Raw genomic sequence first — 16,767 nt, forward strand, 5'->3', positions numbered from 1 at the left:
CTCACCAGACGTCACCGTCGCGCCAGTCGCAGGCGATCGGGGCGTCCAGGTCGAGTCCGGTGCCGCCCAGCACGTAGATCGCCCCGTCCTCGTCCGGGGTCGGCTCGAGCCCCTCGGGCGACATCACTGCAGATGGCCCGCGCCACAGCTGCCACCCGCGGGCCTCGTAGAACGGCACGCCCGCCGCCGACGAGCTGAGCGCCAGCAGGTCGTAGCCGGGCGCAAGTGCTTCGAGCTCGACCATCACCCGGGTCCCGTGCCCCCGGCGGCAGTGCCCCGGCTCGACGGCGACGGCCTCGACGTACCCGCAGCGCAGCGAGCGGCCCTCGACGAGCAGCCGCCGCTGGACGAGCGCACCGTGCGCGACGACCCGGTCGCCCTCGCGGACCAGGGCGTGCAGCCCGCCGAGCGCGTGGGTCCAGTCGAGGTCGCTGAAGTCCTCGAAGGCGGTGTCCATGAGGTCCCGGACCTGGCGGGCGTCGTCGTCGGCGAGGTGGGCGGTGGGGGTCACCATCCGGGTGGTCTCCTGTCGGGCAGGGGCGGACGAGCTCGCGCTGCGTCCGCGGTTCGGCGAACAGCACCACCGTAAGGTTCACCACTGTGCCCCCCACACCGGCTCCTCGTCCGCGCCGCGCGCACCCGTCGCGAGCGACTCCCCTCCTCGTGCTCGGCCTCCTGGCCGGGCTCCTCGCCGTCGTGCCGTGGGGAGCCGCGCCCGCCTCCGCCGCCACCCGCTCGGACGTCACGTCGGCCTGGCTGACCCCGAGGGCAGGCGCCAACGAGGCGGGGCCGCGGGTGCGTCTCGGCTACCTCAAGGTCCAGGCACCGGGCACCTACTCGGCGACCCTGTCGGCGCAGGTGACCGACAACAGCCGCGACGCGGTCCAGATCGCCTCCGTCTCGCTGCTGTGCAAGGAGAACTCGGGCGACGAGGACCGGATCGGCACCTCGGCCAACGTCTTCCGCGGAGAGACCTTCGCGATGGGCACGCGGGTCTACTTCTCGGTCAAGGACCACGGCGCCTGCTTCGCCTACGGCAGCACGATGGGGTTGAAGACCACCTCGGCCTCGCTCTCCAGCCGCCGCGTCCGGGTCCGCGCCACGCTCACCGTCTCCGGCCCCGTCTCCTCGGCCACCCGCGAGAGCAAGCGCTTCGTCTACGACGACGCCAGCCGTGCTTACTCGGGCAGGTCGTCCCTGGCCAAGCCCCACGCCTTCACCCACGCCGCCGAGCTGCAGACCGCTGCCCGCCGCGGCTCCAAGGCGTACGTCACCGGCAACACCTACCTGACGACCTGCATCTCCGACGGCGGCTCGCGCGACCAGACGACCAACGGCCGCTACCTGTGCACTCCCGGGGTCATCAAGCACGGCGAGGCCGGCTCCCTGGTCAGGCTGCGACTCGTCGTGCGCCAGTACACGCCGGGCGGCTCGGTCTGTGAGACCACGATCGTCCCGGGCTCGACGACGCAGAAGCGGATCTCGGCCCGGCGGCACCACCTGCCGGTCGCGGTGAAGGGCGCCGTCACGCTGCCCGACAACTCCCGCTGCGGCACCAAGGTGCGCGCCTGGACCGAGGTGCAGGTCCTCGACGGTCCGGCCGTCGTCGTGCACTTCCCCAACACCGTGACGGCCTACCGGCCGACCTGACCGGTCGCGGCGTCCCTGAAGCGCGAACGCGCCGCCGGTCGTGGGACCGGCGGCGCGTTCGGGATTGGTCAGGGTCAGGCTGCGGCGGGCTCGAACGCGGCGAGGGCGTTGACGACGGCCAGGAAGCGCTCGAGCACGTCGACGTCGGTCAGCGGGTCGACCTCGAGGACCGACTGCGACACGATGCCGCCGTCGATGGCGACCGCACCGGCGATACCGGCGGAGCGGACGGTGTCGGCGTGGGCCCACTTGCCGCCGTACGGCGTGGGGGTGGTGCCGATGACACCGACGGGCTTGCCGACGATGGCGCCGACGCCGTAGGGACGCGACAGCCAGTCGATGGCGTTGTTGAGCACGGCGGGCATGGTGCCGTTGTACTCGGGGGTGACGACGAGGACGGCGTCCGAGGCGCCGACGAGCTCGCGCAGCGCGACGGCGGTGGCCGGGGTGGCGGTGGCGTCGAGGTTCTCCTCGTAGAAGGGGATCTCGCCGAGGTGGTCGGCGATCACGAGCTCGACGCCCTCGGGGGCGCGGTCGCGGAGCAGCTCGGCGACCTTGCGGTTGGTGGACTCGGCGCGCAGGCTTCCGACGAGGACGGCGACGCGGGTGCTGGGAGTAGTCATGCCTGCTCAAACGGACCGCAGTCCGTTTCTATTCCGTCCCACGGAGGATTGTTTCTCACCCCGCTGGTCGCCCCGGTCGGGGCCCCGGCCTGGCTACGGTTCAGGCATGGACGCGTTCCGGCTGCTGCCGCTCGCCGGGGAGCCACCCGCCGAGCGGTCCGACGCCGCCCGCAACCGTGAGGCGCTGCTGCGCGCCGCCGCCGAGCTGGTCGACCACTGCAGCGTCGAGAACGTCACCATGGACGCCGTCGCCCAGCGCGCCGGCGTCGGCAAGGGCACCGTGTTCCGCCGGTTCGAGAGCCGCGAGGGCCTGATGGCGGCCCTGCTCGACCACTCCGAGTCGGAGTGGCAGGCCAGCGTCATCTCCGGCCCCCCACCGCTGGGACCCGGCGCTCCCCCGCTGGAGCGCCTGCACGCCTTCGGTCGCTCGCGCATCGAGACGACGCTGACCCACGCCGCGCTGATCCGGGCGGCCGGCCGCACCGGCACCCGCGCGTACGCCGCCGCCGCCTTCGCCGCGATGCACGTGCGCTACCTGCTCGCCCAGCTCGGCGCGCACGGCGACCTCGGCTACCTCGCGACCGCCCTGCTCGCCCCGTTCGAGATCCCGATCCTCGAGCAGCAGCTCGTGCTCGAGCAACGCCCGGTCGAGGAGGTCCAGGCCGGCTGGGAGGACCTCGTACGCCGCGTCGTCGCCGGATGATCGCCTAGGACGCGAGCCACGCCTCGAGCTCGCGCGGCGAGCGGAACCGGAGCGTGCGCAGGTGCGGCCGCACCGCCGTACGCCGCGCGATGAGGTGGCGCCGCTCGTCGAAGGTGGTCACGGCGTGCCAGAACGGGTGGGCGGACGACGCCCAGTCACGCCAGCGCTCGCGGTTGCCGCCGAAGACCGGCCGTCGCGACCACGACCGTCGCCAGGAGCGTCGGAACAGCCGCGGCAGGACGACCCGGCGCGGGTAGTCGAGCCAGACCACGGTGTCGGCGCGCGACCACATCAGCTCCCGCACCTGCGGGGGACCCCAGGAGTCGATCACCCAGTCGTCGGTGCCGACGATCCGCTCCACCTCGGCCACGAACCCCGGCCGTGTCGACCAGCCGGGGCCGATCGCCAGCACGTCCATCTCGTGGAAGGCCAGCCCGTGGCGCTCGGCGATCCGACGGCCGGCCGTCGTCTTGCCCGCACCCGACATCGCGACCACCAGGACCCGCCTCATCAGCCCTCGACCAGCCCTCGACCAGCCATCGGCTCAGTCCTGGTGGTGGCGGCGCAGCCCGTAGGTCAGCCCGTCGAGCAGGGCCTCCCACGAGGCCTCGACGACGTTGTGGCCGACGCCGACCGTGACCCAGGACGACGCCCCGTCGGAGGTCTCGATGAGGACCCGGGTGATCGCGTCGGTGCCGTGGCCCTGGTCGAGGATGCGGACCTTGTAGTCGACCAGCTCGAACTTCGCGACCTCGGGGAACGCCTGGACGATGGCGGTGCGCAGCGCTGAGTCGAGCGCGTTGACGGGACCGTTGCCCTCGCCGGTGACGACGTAGCGCACGCCCTCGGCGGTGAGCTTGACCGTCGCCTCGGAGACCGCCTCGTCGAGCGCGCCGCGGTTGGCCAGGGTCTCGGTGATGACCCGCCACGACTCCACCTCGACGTACGCCGGGCGGCGCCCCTCGACCTCCTCGACGAGCATCAGCTCGAACGAGGCGTCGGCCGCCTCGAACGTGTAGCCGCGCTGCTCCATCGCCTTGACCCGGTCGGTCACCCGCGTCACGAGCTCCCGGTCACCGGACAGGTCGAAGCCGAGCTCGCGGCCCTTGAGCTCGATCGAGGCGCGCCCGGCCATGTCGGAGACGAGCAGGCGCATGTCGTTGCCGACGCCGGTCGGGTCCATGTGCTGGTAGAGGTCGGGGTCGACCTTGATCGCACTGGCGTGCAGGCCGGCCTTGTGGGCGAACGCGGAGGTGCCGACGTAGGGCTGGCGCGAGGCCGGCGCGAAGTTGGTGACGTCGGCGACGGCGTGGGCGATGCGGGTCGACTCCTTGAGCAGGCCCGACGGCAGCACCTGGCGGTCGAGCTTGAGCTCGAGGTTGGCGACCACCGAGATCAGGTCGGCGTTGCCGGTGCGCTCGCCGTAGCCGTTGAGGCAGCCCTGCACGTGCGTGGCGCCGGCCTCGACGGCCGCCAGGGTGTTGGCGACCGCGCACCCGGTGTCGTTGTGGCAGTGGATGCCGACCCGGACGTCGGTGGTCTCGATGACGTCGTGGACGACGTCGGACACCCACGGCGGGAGCATGCCGCCGTTGGTGTCGCACAGGGCGATCACCTCGGCCCCGGCGTCGTACGCCGTGCGCAGCACCTCGAGCGCGTAGGCGCGGTTGCGGCGGTAGCCGTCGAAGAAGTGCTCGGCGTCGAGGAACACCTGCTGGCCCTCGGCCCTGAGGTGGCTGACGGTGTCGCGGATCATCTCGAGGTTCCCCTCGAGCGTGGTGCGCAGGGCGAGCTGGACATGCCGGTCGTGCGACTTGGCGACCAGCGTGACGACCCCGGCGCCGCTGTCGCGCAGCGCGGCGACCTGCGGGTCGTCGGCCGCGCGTACGCCGGCCTTGCGGGTCGCGCCGAACGCCGCCAGCCGGGCGTGGCGCAGGTCGAGCTCGTGCACGGCCCGGCGGAAGAACTCGGTGTCCTTGGGGTTGGCGCCCGGCCAGCCGCCCTCGATGTAGCCGACGCCGAGCCCGTCGAGCTGACGCGCGATGGTCAGCTTGTCGGCGACGGAGAGGTTGAGCCCCTCCTGCTGCGCGCCGTCGCGCAGCGTCGTGTCGTAGACGTGGAAGGCGCCGTGCAGGTCCATCGGTCAGCTCTCTGGTCGGGTGGTGCGGTGCTCCGGGCAACAAAAAACCTCCCGGGGAGACGGGAGGTGGCGCACCGAGCGGGGCTCGGTGCGCTAGCGAATGATGATGGTGCGGTGCTGCATGGCGACCATCGTGCCACGCACAGATCGCGACAGGACTCGGATCCACATGCCGGTCTCCCTGGCCTGCGCCCTCACCCCCGCCCACGTCGACCACACGGCGCACGCCGGTCGGCGCCGGCCGCCGAGCCGGTCGGCCTCGCGATGCTGGGTTCGCGGCAGCGTAGCCAGGCGGCGCGCGGCCGCGGCTCGAGCCGGCGGTGAGCGGCCAGACCAGTATTGAGCGGTCGCTCAACGGCGGCGTACCGTGGCGGGGTGACCGACACCCGCCAGAAGCTGATCGAGGCCACCGCCGAGACCCTGCGCAAGGACGGCATCGCCGGGCTGTCGGCCCGCTCGGTCGCGGCCCGCGCCGAGGTCAACCAGGCCCTGGTCTTCTACCACTTCGGCACGATGCCCGAGCTGATCCAGGCCGCCACCCGGGCCGCCGTCGACGAGAACGTCATCTACTACCGCGAGCAGTTCGCCCAGATCGGCTCGCTGCGCGAGCTCCTCGAGGTCGGCCGCGAGCTCCACGACCGCGAGCACACCACCGGCAACATCGCCGTGATGGCCCAGCTCCTGGCCGGCGCCCAGCAGGACCTGCTGCTCGCCGAGGCCGGGCGCTACGCGATGGCGCGCTGGTGCGAGCAGATCGAGGCCGTCGTCCGCCGGCTCATGGAGGACAGCCCGCTGGCCGGGGTCGTCGACCCGGCCGGGCTCGCGTCGATGATCAGTGCGGTCTTCGTCGGGCTGGAGCTCTACGACGGCGTCGACCCGGTGGGCTCGCGCGCCGCCCTCGACGCCGTCGAGCGGCTGGTCGTGCTGGTCGACGTCGTCGACGACCTCGGCCCGGTCGCGAGCCGGGCGTTGAGGTCCCGGCTCAAGAAGGCGTCCGCCGCCCGCTGACGAGATCGGCCGGGGTGGCGACTACCCGCGCCTACGTCGACGAGAACGGCTGGTCGGTGCCGGGCACCCAGGACGGGCCGCGCGCGTCGACGTAGGCGCCGGCCACGACCGCCAGCGCGAGCACCACACCGGTGGCGAGCAGCCACGACCCGGCCCGCCGGCTGAGCGGGTCGACGACCCGGCCGACCGGTCCGCGCAGGCGGCTGCCGCCGGGACCCCACCACAGCGCGAGGGCCGACACGAGACCGGTGACGAACAGGCTGACCGGCACTGCGGCCGCCACGGCGTAGCAGACCAGGGCGGCGGCGACGCCGAGCCCGCCGGCCCAGGCGAGCAGCATCGTGGCGCCCGGGATCGACTGAACCAGGTGCCAGGGCGCGTGGACGAGGAGCTGCGGGGCGTCGTACCACCGACGGCCGCGCAGCTGGCGACGCGCGCCGGCGGCCGAGGCGGCGAGCGACCCGCTGCGCAGCAGCCACACGCCCACCACCGCGACCCCGAGCGCGACCCACGGGACCAGGGCGGTCAGCGCACCGACGAGCAGTGCGCCCGCGACGACGAGGACCAGGCGACGCAGTCGCTCGGCGGCCGGGGTGCGGGGCGGGGCGGGGTCGGGCCAGGCAGCCTGCCAGGGAGCGGGAGCGGGCGGGGCGGCGTCGTGCCAGTACGCCGGCTCGGGAGCGGGGGCCGTCGGCATCGCCGGCGACGGCTCGCGCAGCGTCGGCGCGGGTGTGGGCGTGGGTGCTGGCTCGTGCCACGTCGGAGACTCGGGCGACGGGGCGTGCGGCGGCAGCACCAGCGTGCGCGGCGGGCCCGGGTCGAGCCCGGGCGGCAGCGGCTCGCGGGTGGTCGGGACGTCGTCGGCGTCGACGGTGTCGTCGTAGGAGGGCGTGTCGTCGTAGGAAGGCGTGTCGTGCGCCAGGGCGAGCGAGTCGGCGAAGGGGTCGATCTCCTGCACCGGACGGGTGATGCCCAGGGTGGGCGGCGCACCCAGCACCGGCGCCGGGCGCGTCGTCTGGGGCCGCAGCCACTCCAGCAGCTGCTCGAGCGTGGGTCGGCGCGACGGCTCGGGGTCGAGGGCCGCCGCGACGACGTCGCGCAGCGGGTCGGTGATGCCCCGCAGGTCGTGCTCGCCGCGCCGGACACGGTCCATGATCGCCATCGCCGGACCGCCGCCGAAGGGCCCGGAGCCGGTGGCGGCGAACGCGACGGTCGCGGCCCAGGAGTGCAGGTCGGAGGCCGCGCTCGCGTCGTCGCCGTAGAGGATCTCGGGGGCCAGGTAGCCGGGCGTGCCGAGCAGCCATCCGGTGTGGGTGAGGCGGGGGTCGTCGGCGACGCGGGCCAGGCCGAAGTCGATGAGGATCGGGGTGCGACCCTCCATCAGCACGTTGGACGGCTTGACGTCGCGGTGCAGCACCCCGACCGCGTGCACCGAGGCCAGCCCCTCGGCGAGGCACCCCGCGAACCACAGCAGGTCGGCGCCGGCGATCGGCCCCTCCTGCCGGACGTGGTCGTGCAGGGAGAGACCGGGCACGTAGCGGGTCGCGACGTAGGGCACCTCGGCCCACGGGTCGGCGTCGACGATCTCGGCGACCCAGCGGCTGCGGATGCGTCCGAGCGACGCCACCTCGCGCCCCAGTCGCTGGCGGGCCTCGTCGTCGCCGACGATGTGGGGTCGCATCACCTTCAGCGCGACCCGCGTGTCGTCGTCGTCGCGCCGCGCGAGGTGGACGACCCCCATGCCGCCCTCGCCGATCTTGGCCAGCAGCGTGTAGGGCCCGACCCGTCGCGACGCCTGCGGGCCCGGTGAGACCTGCGGGACCGGTGGTCCGTCGTACTGCGGCTGGGTCGTCACGCAGCGAGGTTACCCGCGCCGGGGCCCGCGGACGCCGACCGACGCCGTACCCGCGTGGCCGAGCGGAGGCCGCGAACGGTCCGCAGGCGGTCCGCGAACGATCCGCGACCGGCCCACCGGTCGAGGGAGGTTAGGCTTACCTATCGTGAGCACGCCGACCGCCCTCCCGACCACCCGGGAGGCGACCCCGCCGCGCCAGGGCTCGGTCCGCGGCCTGCTGGTCCTGGGGGCCGTGATCCTCGCGGCCTGCCTGCTCAGCCTGATGGTCGGCTCCAACGGCATCGCTCCCTGGCGGGTCCTGGAGCTGCTCGCGCACGGCGACGACTCCCCCGAGTCGACGATCGTGCGCGAGCTGCGCACCTCGCGCACCGCGCTCTGCCTGGCCGTCGGCCTGTGCCTCGGCATCTCCGGCGCGCTCATGCAGGGCCACACCCGCAACCCGCTCGCCGACCCCGGGCTGCTGGGCGTGACGTCGGGCGCGGCGTTCGCCGTGGTCGTCGGCATCTACGCCTTCGGGGTCGACGACCCGGTCAACTACGCGTGGTTCTCGCTCGTCGGTGCCGGTGCCGCCGCGGCTCTGGTCTTCGCGATCGGTACGACGCGAGGCGGGCCCGACCCCGTCACCCTGGTCCTGGCCGGCACCGCCGTGAGTGCCCTGCTCGCCGCCGGCACGCAGACCGTGATCCTGCGCGACCTGGACGTCCTCGACGAGTACCGCGTGTGGGTGGTCGGCTCGGTCAACGGCGCCGACCTCGGCGTGCTGCTGCAGGTGTCGCCGTTCATGCTCGCGGGGCTGGTGCTCGCGGCGGCCTGCAGCCCCGGGCTCAACCTCCTCCAGCTCGGCGACGACGTCGCACGCTCCCTCGGCATGCGCCCGGGTCGCCACAAGCTCGGCGGCATCGCGGCGGTGATGCTGCTCGCCGGAGCCGCCACCGCGGCCGTCGGACCGATCTCGTTCGTCGGGCTCGTCGTCCCCCACGTGGCCCGGTGGGCCGCCGGCACCGACTACCGCTGGGTGGTCCCTTACGCCGGGCTCGTCGGCGCGCTGCTGATGGTGCTCGCCGACGTGCTCGGTCGCGTCGTCGTCCGCCCCGGCGAGCTGCAGGTCGGCATCGTGATGGCGCTCGTCGGCGGGCCCGTCTTCGTGATCCTCGTGCGCCGCACCCGGATGGTCCGACTGTGAGGGGTCCCCGATGAGTGTCGAGGTCGAGGCACCGCTCGCCGAGAAGGTCACCGCCGTCGGCACCCCGATCCGGGTCGGCCCGCTGTCGTGGCAGGTGCCCGTGCGCTCGGCGACGATCGCGGTGGCCAGCCTCGGCGTGGTGTTCCTGCTGTTCTGCCTCGACCTCGGCCTCGGTGACGTCGACATCTCGCTGGGACGCACGATCCGCACCCTGTTCGGCTACAGCGACCCGGGCGCCGAGCTGATCATCACCGACCTGCGCCTGCCGCAGACCACCGTGGCCCTGCTGGTCGGGATGGCGCTCGGGCTCGCCGGTGCGCTCACCCAGACCTTCGCCCGCAACCCGCTGGCCAGTCCCGACATCCTCGGTGTCACCGAGGGCGCCTCCGCCGGCGCCGTCGCCGTCATCGTGCTCGCCGGCAGCAGCGGCTTCGGTGGCGGCCTGGTCACCGGGCGCCTGCAGACGGTCGGCCTGCCGCTGGCGGCGTTCGCCGGCGGGCTGCTGACCGCGATGCTCCTCTACGCCCTGGCGTGGCGCCGCGGCATCGACGGCCAGCGGCTCGTGCTCATCGGCATCGGCATCGGTGCCGCGCTCACCGCGGTCGTCGAGTGGCTCCTCCTGCGCGCCCGCATCACCGACGCCCAGAGCGCCCAGGTGTGGCTCAACGGCTCGCTCAACTCACGCGGCTGGGACCAGGCGCGGCCCGTGGTCGTGGCCCTCGTGGTCCTGGTGCCGCTCTCGTTCTGGCTGGTGCGCCACCTCAACGCCCTGCAGCTCGGCGACGACTCCGCCCGCGTGCTCGGCGTACGCCTGCAGACGACGCAGCTGCTCGTCCTCGTCTGCGCCGTCGGGCTGGCCGCCGTGTCGGTCTCGGCGGTCGGGCCGCTCGAGTTCGTCGCCCTCGTCGTACCCCAGGTCGCGCTGCGGCTGGCCGGGGGCGCCCGGCCCCCGCTGCTGAGCTCGATGCTGCTCGGCGGGGCGCTGGTGCTGGGTGCCGACCTGGTGACCCGGGTCGTGATCCCGTTCTCGCTGCCCGCCGGTGTCGTCACCGCGGCCATCGGGGCGCCGTACCTCATCTACCTGCTCGTCCGAGCCAAACGGAAGGTCGCGGCATGACCCCCACCCTCACCAAGGACCGCACCGGCGGCTCGCGGCTCGGCGCCGAGGGCGTCACCGTCGGGTACGGCGCCGCGCCGGTCGTCAGCGACCTCACCTTCGACGTCCCCGACGGCCAGGTGACGACGATCATCGGCCCCAACGGCTGCGGCAAGTCGACCCTGCTCCGCACCCTGGCGCGGCTGCTCAAGCCGTCCTCGGGGCGGGTCCGGCTCGACGGCGGCGCCATCGACGACATCGCCACCCGCGAGGTGTCGCAGCGCCTGGCCCTGCTCCCCCAGAGCCCCCTCGCCCCCGAGGGCCTGCTGGTGCGCGACCTGGTCGGCCGGGGCCGACACCCCCACCAGCGGTGGTTCAGCCAGTGGTCGGCCGAGGACGAGCGGATCGTCGAGGCGGCCCTGGAGATGACCGACACCACCTCGCTGCGCGACCGGCCGATCGACCAGCTCTCGGGCGGCCAGCGACAGCGCGCCTGGATCGCGATGACGCTGGCCCAGGACACCGACCTGGTCCTGCTCGACGAGCCCACGACCTACCTCGACCTGGCTCACCAGATCGAGGTCCTCGACCTGGTCACCCGGCTCAACCGCGAGCGGGGCCGCACCGTCGTCATGGTGCTGCACGACCTCAACCTGGCCGCCCGCTACAGCGACCTCGTCGTGGTCATGGACCGTGGTCGCATCGTCGCCCAGGGCACCCCGACCGAGATCTTCACCGCCGACACCCTGCTCTCCGTCTTCGGCCTCGAGGCCGACGTCATCCCCGACCCCCGCACCGGCCTGCCGATCCTGGTGCCCGTCTCGTGCGCTGCTGCGGTCGCGGCGGCGTACGCCGATCGGTAGGGGTGCGGCACGCGTTGGGAAATTCTCCGCTGAGGTGGTGAAACTCGCGCCGCTGCGACGAAACTTCGTCGACGAGGTGGGAGTTTCACCACTACGGCGGAGAATTTCCCAACGGGTCTGCGGCACCCAAGTACCACCCTCCGGCACCCGAGACCGAGGGGCCAGCCCGCCGACGCGCCTAGCGTCGAGGGCATGCACCGCCCCGTCGCGCTCGTCCTGGTCGCCCTCTACTCGCTGCTCGTCGTCCACCTCACCCTGACCGACCCGTCGCAGGGCAGCTGGGCGTTCGACCTGGCCGACCGGGTCGCGACGCGGGTCTCCGGCGGCCGGCTGACCTGGACCGAGACCGAGGTGCTGGCCAACGTCGCGCTGTTCGTGCCGCTCGGGTTCCTGCTCGCGATCGGGCTCGGGCGGGTATGGCCCGCGGTGACGCTGTGCCTGCTCGCCTCGGCACTGGTCGAGTACGCCCAGCTGCGGGTCGTGACCAGCCGGGTGCCGACGATCGACGACGTCGTGCACAACACGATGGGCGGGGTGATCGGCGCACTCCTCGCCGGCGTGCTCATGGTGGCCGCCCGCCCCACCCCCCGTGCGGTTAGATCGAGGACATGACGACCGACGAGCTCGGGACCCAGCTCCGGGTGTGGCGCGACCGACTGGGGCCGGCCGCCGCGGGCCTGCCCAGTCAGGCCCGCCGTCGTACGGCGGGCCTGCGCCGCGAGGAGGTGGCCGCCCTGTCCGGGGTGTCGACCGACTACGTGACGCGTCTCGAGCAGGGCCGCGCCCGCCACCCGTCGGCCCAGGTGGTCCAGTCCCTGGCGCGCGCGCTGCGACTCGACGACGAGGAGCGCGACCGGCTCTACCGGATGGCCGGCCACCTGCCGCCGACCTCGGGACGGATGGTGCGTCACCTGACCCCGAGCGTCCTGCGGATCGTGGACCGCCTCGGCGACACCCCCGTCTCGGTCATCGACGCCGCGTGGGAGACGGTGCTGCAGAACCGCGCCGCCGACGTCATCTTCGGTGACCTCTCCGCCGAGACCGGGCGCAGCCGCAACCGCGCGTGGCGCACGTTCATGGACGTCCCGGGCATGGGCGAGCTCGAGCCGCAGACCCGCTCGCTGGTGGAGCGCGACATCGTGGCCGATCTCCACGCGGCGCTGATCCGGCTCCCCGAGGACCCCGACATCGCCTCGGTCGTCGCCGACCTGCGGGCCGAGAGCCCGCGCTTCGCCGAGCTGTGGGAGACAACACCGGCCCGGGTGCGCGCCTCGCGGCGCAAGACCCTCGACCACCCGCTCGTCGGACGGATGACCGTCGACTGCGACGTGCTCAGCGTGCACGGCAGCGACCTGCAGATCGTGGTCTTCTCCGCCGAGCCCGGCACCCCCGACGCCGACGCCCTCTCCATGGCGATCATCGTCGGACTGCAGGACATGTCGGCCGAGCGCTAGCGGATCTCGACAAGCTCGATCACCGAGACGTCGTCGGTCCGGCACCGACCTCGGCGGTCGAGCTTGTCGAGACCTGGGTCCGTCAGTGACCGGCGACCACGGGCTCCACGTGCTCGAGCGTCGCGAGGTCGTCGGCGTCGAGCTCGATGTCGAGCACGGCGAGGTTCTCCTCGAGGTGGGTGATCGACTTGGTGCCGGGGATGAGGAGCAGGCGGTCGTACTGCGCGAGCAGCCAGGCCAGCGCGACCTGGCTGGGCGAGACACCGTGCTTGGTCGCGACGCTGCTGACGTGCGGGTCCGCGGCCAGGGCCTGCGGGCCGCCACCGCCGAACGCCGACCCGAGCGGGAAGTAGGGCACGAACGCGATGTCGTGCTCGCGGCACAGCTCGAGCACCGGCGCGTCGGTGCGGTCCAGGATGCTGAACGGGTTCTGCACCTGGCCGATGCCGACCGTCTCGATGGCCTCGCGCACGGTGTCGACACCGACGCTGGAGACCCCGATCAGGTCGATCTTGCCCGCGTCGCGCAGCTCGGCGAGCGCGCCGAGCTGGTCGGCGAGCGCCGGCTCGTCGCCGTCCGGGTGGTCGCGCTCCATGCGGCGCAGGTTGACCAGGTCGAGGCGTTCGACGTCGAGGGCGCGCAGGTTGGCCTCCACCTGGTCGCGGAGCTGGTCCGGCGTCGAGGCCAGGTTCCAGCCGCCCTGGTCGTCGCGGGCGGCGCCGACCTTGGTCACCAGGCGCAGGCCCGCCGGATAGGGGTGCAGCGCCTCGCGGATCAGGTCGTTGACGACGTCGGGGCCGTAGAACTGGGCGGTGTCGATGTGGTCGACGCCGAGCTCGACCGCGCGGCGCAGCACGGCGCGCGCGCCGTCGGGGTCGGCAGGCGGTCCGAAGACACCCGGTCCGGCGAGCTGCATGGCACCGAACCCGATGCGGTGGACCGGCTTGTCGCCGAGGAGGGAGGTGGTGGTGGTCATGCCCCCAGCCTGTCTCGGCACCGGTGCCGACACCAGGGACCCGTCGTCCTGGGACCGGGAGTACCAGGACGACGCCAGGACGACGAGTCCGCGGGCCTCAGTTCTTGACCACCGGGGGCTTGGTGGCCGGGTCGCCGTCGAAGGCGGCTTCGAGCTGGGGCACGTAGCGCTCGAGCACGTAGGGGATCGACAGCGGCGTCACGAAGCTCTGCCCCACGTAGTAGGCGCCGTCGGAGTCGTTGATGTCGAAGAAGCGGCCCTCCGCGAAGGTGTCGGTCTTCTCGAAGATCGCCTTCATCCCGGCCGGGGCTCCGTCGTAGTCGAGCCACACCACGACGTCGACGCCGGCCAGGTCTCCGGTGCGCTCCTCGGACAGCGAGTAGCCGAACTCGGCGGCACCCTTGTCGACCAGCTGCTCGGGGAACGTGAAGCCGAGCTCCTGCAGGATCCGGCCGCGGGGGTCCTGCGGGCCGTAGACGAACAACCCCTCGTACGGCGTCACGCAGACCGCCGTCTTGCCCTGCCACTCGGGGTGGGCGGCCTTGGCTGCCGCGACCTTGGCGTCGGCTCCGTCGACGAGCTTCTGCCCGGCCTCGGGCTGGCCCACGGCCCGGGCGACGGTGAGGGTCGACTCCTGCCAGGGCTCGGCGTAGTCGGCATACTTGCCGGACTGCGCGATGGTGTTGGCGCTCTTGCTGAGGATCTTGTACTCGGCCTCGGTCATGCCGGAGTAGAGCCCGATGATCAGGTCGGGGCCCAGCCCGATGACCTCCTCGGTCGGGATGCCGTTGGCCGGGTCGATCACCTTCGGCACGTCGGCGTCCCCGAGCAGGTCGGTCGCCCACGGGAAGATCCGACCGGGTGCGTCGCCGAACCAGTTGGACGTGGCGACCGGGACGATCCCCAGCGCCAGCAGGGCGTCCTGCTCGACGAGGCCGACGACGACGACCCGCTTGGGCGCCTGCTTGATGACGGTCTCGCCGTACTTGTGCTTGATCGTGACCGGGAACGCGCTCTTCTCGGGCTCGGCGGCCTTGCCCTGGGGGCCGGACTCGCCGGGAGCGTCGTCGCCGCAGGCCGCCAGCAGCGGGGCCAGGGCGAGGGCGGAGGTGCCGGCCAGGAAGATCCGTCGGGTGGGTCGCATCAGGTGGTTCCTTCTAGGAGTCGTACTCGGTGGGGCCCTGGCCCGCGACGGCCTTCTCGAGCCGCGGGGTGAGGTGCTCGAGCACGTACTCGAGACTGAGGGGGGTGATGAAGTAGAGGGCACCGGCGAGGACCTCGTCGGTGTAGACCGAGCGCCGCTCCTTGACCGCCGGCAGGTCCGCGACGGTGGCGAAGTCCTGGAGCTCGGCGAACATGTCGGCGTCCTCGGTCGCCCACACGACGACGTCGGCCTCGAGCAGGTCGACGTTCTCGCCGCTGATCAGGGCCTGCTCACCGACGTTCGGGGCGTACTTCTCCAGGCCGGGGGTGATCTCGAAGCCGAGCATGGTCAGGAAGTCGGTGCTGAGCCCGGCGGGGTAGACGTAGAGCTGGCCGTCGTAGGGGCCGCCCTGGGAGAACGTCGCGGTCCTCCCCTTCCACTCGGGGTGGAAGTCGGCGACGGCCTCGAAGTCGGACTCGACCCGGTCCACGAGCGTCTGTCCGTCGGCCTCGCGACCCAGGGCGCGGGCGACCTGGAGGACCTGGTCCTGCCAGGGCGAGAAGTAGGGCGTGGAGTCGGGGACGCTGGTGACGGTGGGCGCGATCGCGCTGAGCAGCTGGTAGTCGCGCTTCTCCATGCCGGCGTTGGTGCCGACGATGAGGTCGGGCTCGAGGGCGGCGATCTTCTCGATGGGGAACCCGTCGGAGGAGTCGAGCACCTCGGGCGTGGCCCCGCCGAGGAGGTCGTGGGCCCACGGCCAGGTCGCGTCGGGCTGCTTGCCGTACCACTCGGTCACCGCGATCGGGATGACGCCGAGCTGCAGCAGCACGTCCTGCTCGGTGAAGCCGACGCTGACGACGCGCTTCGGCTCGGCCGGCACCGTCGTGGTGCCGAACTGGTGCTCGACGGTCGCCGGGAACGTGCCGGTGCCCTCGAGCACCTCGGCGCCGACCGCCCGGGGCGGCGTCGGGACGCGCTTCTCCCCCTCGCCCGCGTCGTCGCCGCAGGCGACGAGGGCCGAGGACAGGGCGAGCAGCGCGGCAAGAGCGAGAAGGCGCACGGTCGGACTCCTAGGTTAGGTGAGCCTGACCATACTAAGGATGCCCTTGACGTCGGGTCAGCAGGGTCCCTGTCCCAGGATCGCCAGCCCCTCGAGGTCGCCGTTGCCGAACGACGTCTGGAACGTGGTCGAGGGATACATCAGCTGGCGCTCGTCGTCGACGTGGTCGAGACCGACGAGGTGGCCGAGCTCGTGCATGACGACCGCCCGCTCGAGGCCCTCGTCGCCGTCGTCCTCCATCTCGGCGAAGGCCGGCGCGTCGAAGAAGACGGTGCCGGTGACGTAGACGTCGCCGATCGAGCCCGGGCCGGCGACCCCGACGACGTCACCCTCGAGCTGGGGCTCCTCCTGCGGCGTCACCCAGCTGATGAGCACCGGCTTGGGCTCCCGTCCCCCGTCGCGCGAGGACGACGGCCCGTCGTCGGTGCTGCCCTTCGACTCGAACTCGAGCCCGGTGGCGTCGCTGACCGCGGCCAGCGACCGGTCCAGCGTGTCCTTCCAGCCGTCGGGCGCCTGGGCTGCGTTGACGACGTAGCGGATCGGCTTGCAGGAGCTCCACCGGAACGGCTCGCCGCTGAGCTCGTCGGACTGCAGGAACTGGTAGGTGGAGCTGTCCCCACGGTCGCCGAAGCCGAGGAGCCCGCGCAGCTGGGCGGCGAACGGGGTGAGGCTCGCGCTGACGACCACGCCGATCACGGCCAGGGTGAGCCCGACGGTGACCACCGTGCGACGTCGCTCGCCGCCCGGGTGCGGGCCCGGCGTACGACGGCGGTCGGCTCGGCGCGGGGGGCGCGGCGGCGGAGGCAGGCGTCGGTCGAGCGGGGTGACGGCGCCGCCGTCGGGCGTCTCGCCGTCGTAGGTCGGCAGGGCACGCAGCTGCTCCTCGAGCTCGCGCTGCCAACGACGCTGCTCGCGCCGGCTGCCCCCGCCCACCCCCCTGGCCACAAGGAGGAATCATGCCCGTGCGGTGGTGACGGCGGGGCGTTTCCTCGCCCCGGGGTGACCAGGATCT

Annotated in this window: 17 protein-coding genes; 8 read left to right on the forward strand and 9 right to left on the reverse strand. The window is 73.0% G+C overall.

What is annotated here, in order from left to right; all coding sequences use genetic code 11:
* Window position 1: 1 nt before the first annotated feature.
* Complete coding sequence (locus FJQ56_RS14805) at window positions 2-514, reverse strand: GNAT family N-acetyltransferase (protein WP_140010308.1); 513 nt, start codon at window positions 512-514, stop codon at window positions 2-4.
* Between the two features lie 149 nt (window positions 515-663).
* Between FJQ56_RS14805 and FJQ56_RS14810 the strand changes: the two genes are divergently transcribed.
* Window positions 664-1,650, forward strand: coding sequence for a hypothetical protein (locus tag FJQ56_RS14810; protein ID WP_140010309.1), 987 nt, complete (start codon window positions 664-666; stop codon window positions 1,648-1,650).
* A gap of 74 nt (window positions 1,651-1,724) precedes the next feature.
* On the opposite strand, the gene FJQ56_RS14815 is transcribed toward FJQ56_RS14810, so the two are convergent.
* Entirely contained in the window at window positions 1,725-2,273 is a 549-nt protein-coding gene (locus FJQ56_RS14815; protein WP_140010310.1) for an NADPH-dependent FMN reductase, read from the reverse strand.
* Between the two features lie 106 nt (window positions 2,274-2,379).
* Between FJQ56_RS14815 and FJQ56_RS14820 the strand changes: the two genes are divergently transcribed.
* On the forward strand, window positions 2,380-2,976 hold the full coding sequence (locus FJQ56_RS14820; RefSeq protein WP_140010311.1) for a TetR/AcrR family transcriptional regulator: 597 nt from the start codon (window positions 2,380-2,382) through the stop codon (window positions 2,974-2,976).
* Window positions 2,977-2,980: 4 nt separating this feature from the next.
* On the opposite strand, the gene FJQ56_RS14825 is transcribed toward FJQ56_RS14820, so the two are convergent.
* A complete protein-coding gene (locus tag FJQ56_RS14825; protein ID WP_140010312.1) occupies window positions 2,981-3,487 on the reverse strand; it encodes a P-loop NTPase family protein in 507 nt (168 codons plus the stop codon).
* Between the two features lie 33 nt (window positions 3,488-3,520).
* Window positions 3,521-5,116 (reverse strand): citramalate synthase, encoded by a 1,596-nt coding sequence (cimA, locus tag FJQ56_RS14830; protein WP_140010313.1) that lies wholly within the window; start codon window positions 5,114-5,116, stop codon window positions 3,521-3,523.
* Between the two features lie 375 nt (window positions 5,117-5,491).
* On the opposite strand from cimA, the gene FJQ56_RS14835 reads away from it, so the two are divergent.
* Entirely contained in the window at window positions 5,492-6,124 is a 633-nt protein-coding gene (locus tag FJQ56_RS14835; protein WP_140010314.1) for a TetR/AcrR family transcriptional regulator, read from the forward strand.
* Between the two features lie 31 nt (window positions 6,125-6,155).
* On the opposite strand, the gene FJQ56_RS14840 is transcribed toward FJQ56_RS14835, so the two are convergent.
* Entirely contained in the window at window positions 6,156-7,979 is a 1,824-nt protein-coding gene (locus FJQ56_RS14840) for a serine/threonine-protein kinase (protein WP_140010315.1), read from the reverse strand.
* A gap of 145 nt (window positions 7,980-8,124) precedes the next feature.
* Between FJQ56_RS14840 and FJQ56_RS14845 the strand changes: the two genes are divergently transcribed.
* The 5 genes from FJQ56_RS14845 to FJQ56_RS14865 all read left to right on the forward strand — a co-directional run bounded on the left by FJQ56_RS14845 (window position 8,125) and on the right by FJQ56_RS14865 (window position 12,575).
* Window positions 8,125-9,162, forward strand: coding sequence for a FecCD family ABC transporter permease (locus FJQ56_RS14845; RefSeq protein ID WP_211351042.1), 1,038 nt, complete (start codon window positions 8,125-8,127; stop codon window positions 9,160-9,162).
* Between the two features lie 10 nt (window positions 9,163-9,172).
* Entirely contained in the window at window positions 9,173-10,279 is a 1,107-nt protein-coding gene (locus FJQ56_RS14850) for a FecCD family ABC transporter permease (protein ID WP_140010316.1), read from the forward strand.
* Window positions 10,276-11,121, forward strand: coding sequence for an ABC transporter ATP-binding protein (locus FJQ56_RS14855; protein WP_140010317.1), 846 nt, complete (start codon window positions 10,276-10,278; stop codon window positions 11,119-11,121). The genes FJQ56_RS14850 and FJQ56_RS14855 overlap by 4 nt, the downstream gene beginning before the upstream one ends.
* 192 nt (window positions 11,122-11,313) lie before the next feature.
* Window positions 11,314-11,733 carry a VanZ family protein gene (locus FJQ56_RS14860; RefSeq protein ID WP_140010318.1) on the forward strand — a complete coding sequence of 140 codons (420 nt, stop codon included), beginning with the start codon at window positions 11,314-11,316 and terminating at the stop codon, window positions 11,731-11,733.
* Entirely contained in the window at window positions 11,730-12,575 is an 846-nt protein-coding gene (locus FJQ56_RS14865; protein WP_140010319.1) for a helix-turn-helix transcriptional regulator, read from the forward strand. The genes FJQ56_RS14860 and FJQ56_RS14865 overlap by 4 nt, the downstream gene beginning before the upstream one ends.
* Before the next feature lie 82 nt (window positions 12,576-12,657).
* Here FJQ56_RS14865 and FJQ56_RS14870 read toward each other — a convergent pair whose 3' ends face one another.
* From FJQ56_RS14870 to FJQ56_RS14885, 4 genes are all read right to left on the reverse strand, one after another.
* Window positions 12,658-13,551, reverse strand: coding sequence for an aldo/keto reductase (locus FJQ56_RS14870; RefSeq protein WP_140010320.1), 894 nt, complete (start codon window positions 13,549-13,551; stop codon window positions 12,658-12,660).
* Window positions 13,552-13,648: 97 nt separating this feature from the next.
* Window positions 13,649-14,695, reverse strand: coding sequence for an ABC transporter substrate-binding protein (locus tag FJQ56_RS14875; protein ID WP_140010321.1), 1,047 nt, complete (start codon window positions 14,693-14,695; stop codon window positions 13,649-13,651).
* Window positions 14,696-14,708: 13 nt separating this feature from the next.
* Entirely contained in the window at window positions 14,709-15,755 is a 1,047-nt protein-coding gene (locus FJQ56_RS14880; RefSeq protein WP_140010322.1) for an ABC transporter substrate-binding protein, read from the reverse strand.
* A 57-nt stretch (window positions 15,756-15,812) separates the two neighbouring features.
* Complete coding sequence (locus tag FJQ56_RS14885; protein ID WP_140010323.1) at window positions 15,813-16,700, reverse strand: matrixin family metalloprotease; 888 nt, start codon at window positions 16,698-16,700, stop codon at window positions 15,813-15,815.
* Window positions 16,701-16,767: the final 67 nt, after the last annotated feature.

It is taken from the genome of Nocardioides plantarum (genome assembly GCF_006346395.1).
Classification (GTDB): domain Bacteria; phylum Actinomycetota; class Actinomycetes; order Propionibacteriales; family Nocardioidaceae; genus Nocardioides; species Nocardioides plantarum.

Coding starts and splice junctions, on each gene's coding strand:
- FJQ56_RS14805 (WP_140010308.1), bottom strand. CDS start 514: ATGGTGACCCCCACCGCCCACCTCGCCGACGACGACGCCCGCCAGGTC.
- FJQ56_RS14815 (WP_140010310.1), bottom strand. CDS start 2,273: ATGACTACTCCCAGCACCCGCGTCGCCGTCCTCGTCGGAAGCCTGCGC.
- FJQ56_RS14820 (WP_140010311.1), top strand. CDS start 2,380: ATGGACGCGTTCCGGCTGCTGCCGCTCGCCGGGGAGCCACCCGCCGAG.
- FJQ56_RS14825 (WP_140010312.1), bottom strand. CDS start 3,487: ATGAGGCGGGTCCTGGTGGTCGCGATGTCGGGTGCGGGCAAGACGACG.
- cimA (WP_140010313.1), bottom strand. CDS start 5,116: ATGGACCTGCACGGCGCCTTCCACGTCTACGACACGACGCTGCGCGAC.
- FJQ56_RS14850 (WP_140010316.1), top strand. CDS start 9,173: ATGAGTGTCGAGGTCGAGGCACCGCTCGCCGAGAAGGTCACCGCCGTC.
- FJQ56_RS14855 (WP_140010317.1), top strand. CDS start 10,276: ATGACCCCCACCCTCACCAAGGACCGCACCGGCGGCTCGCGGCTCGGC.
- FJQ56_RS14860 (WP_140010318.1), top strand. CDS start 11,314: ATGCACCGCCCCGTCGCGCTCGTCCTGGTCGCCCTCTACTCGCTGCTC.
- FJQ56_RS14865 (WP_140010319.1), top strand. CDS start 11,730: ATGACGACCGACGAGCTCGGGACCCAGCTCCGGGTGTGGCGCGACCGA.
- FJQ56_RS14870 (WP_140010320.1), bottom strand. CDS start 13,551: ATGACCACCACCACCTCCCTCCTCGGCGACAAGCCGGTCCACCGCATC.
- FJQ56_RS14875 (WP_140010321.1), bottom strand. CDS start 14,695: ATGCGACCCACCCGACGGATCTTCCTGGCCGGCACCTCCGCCCTCGCC.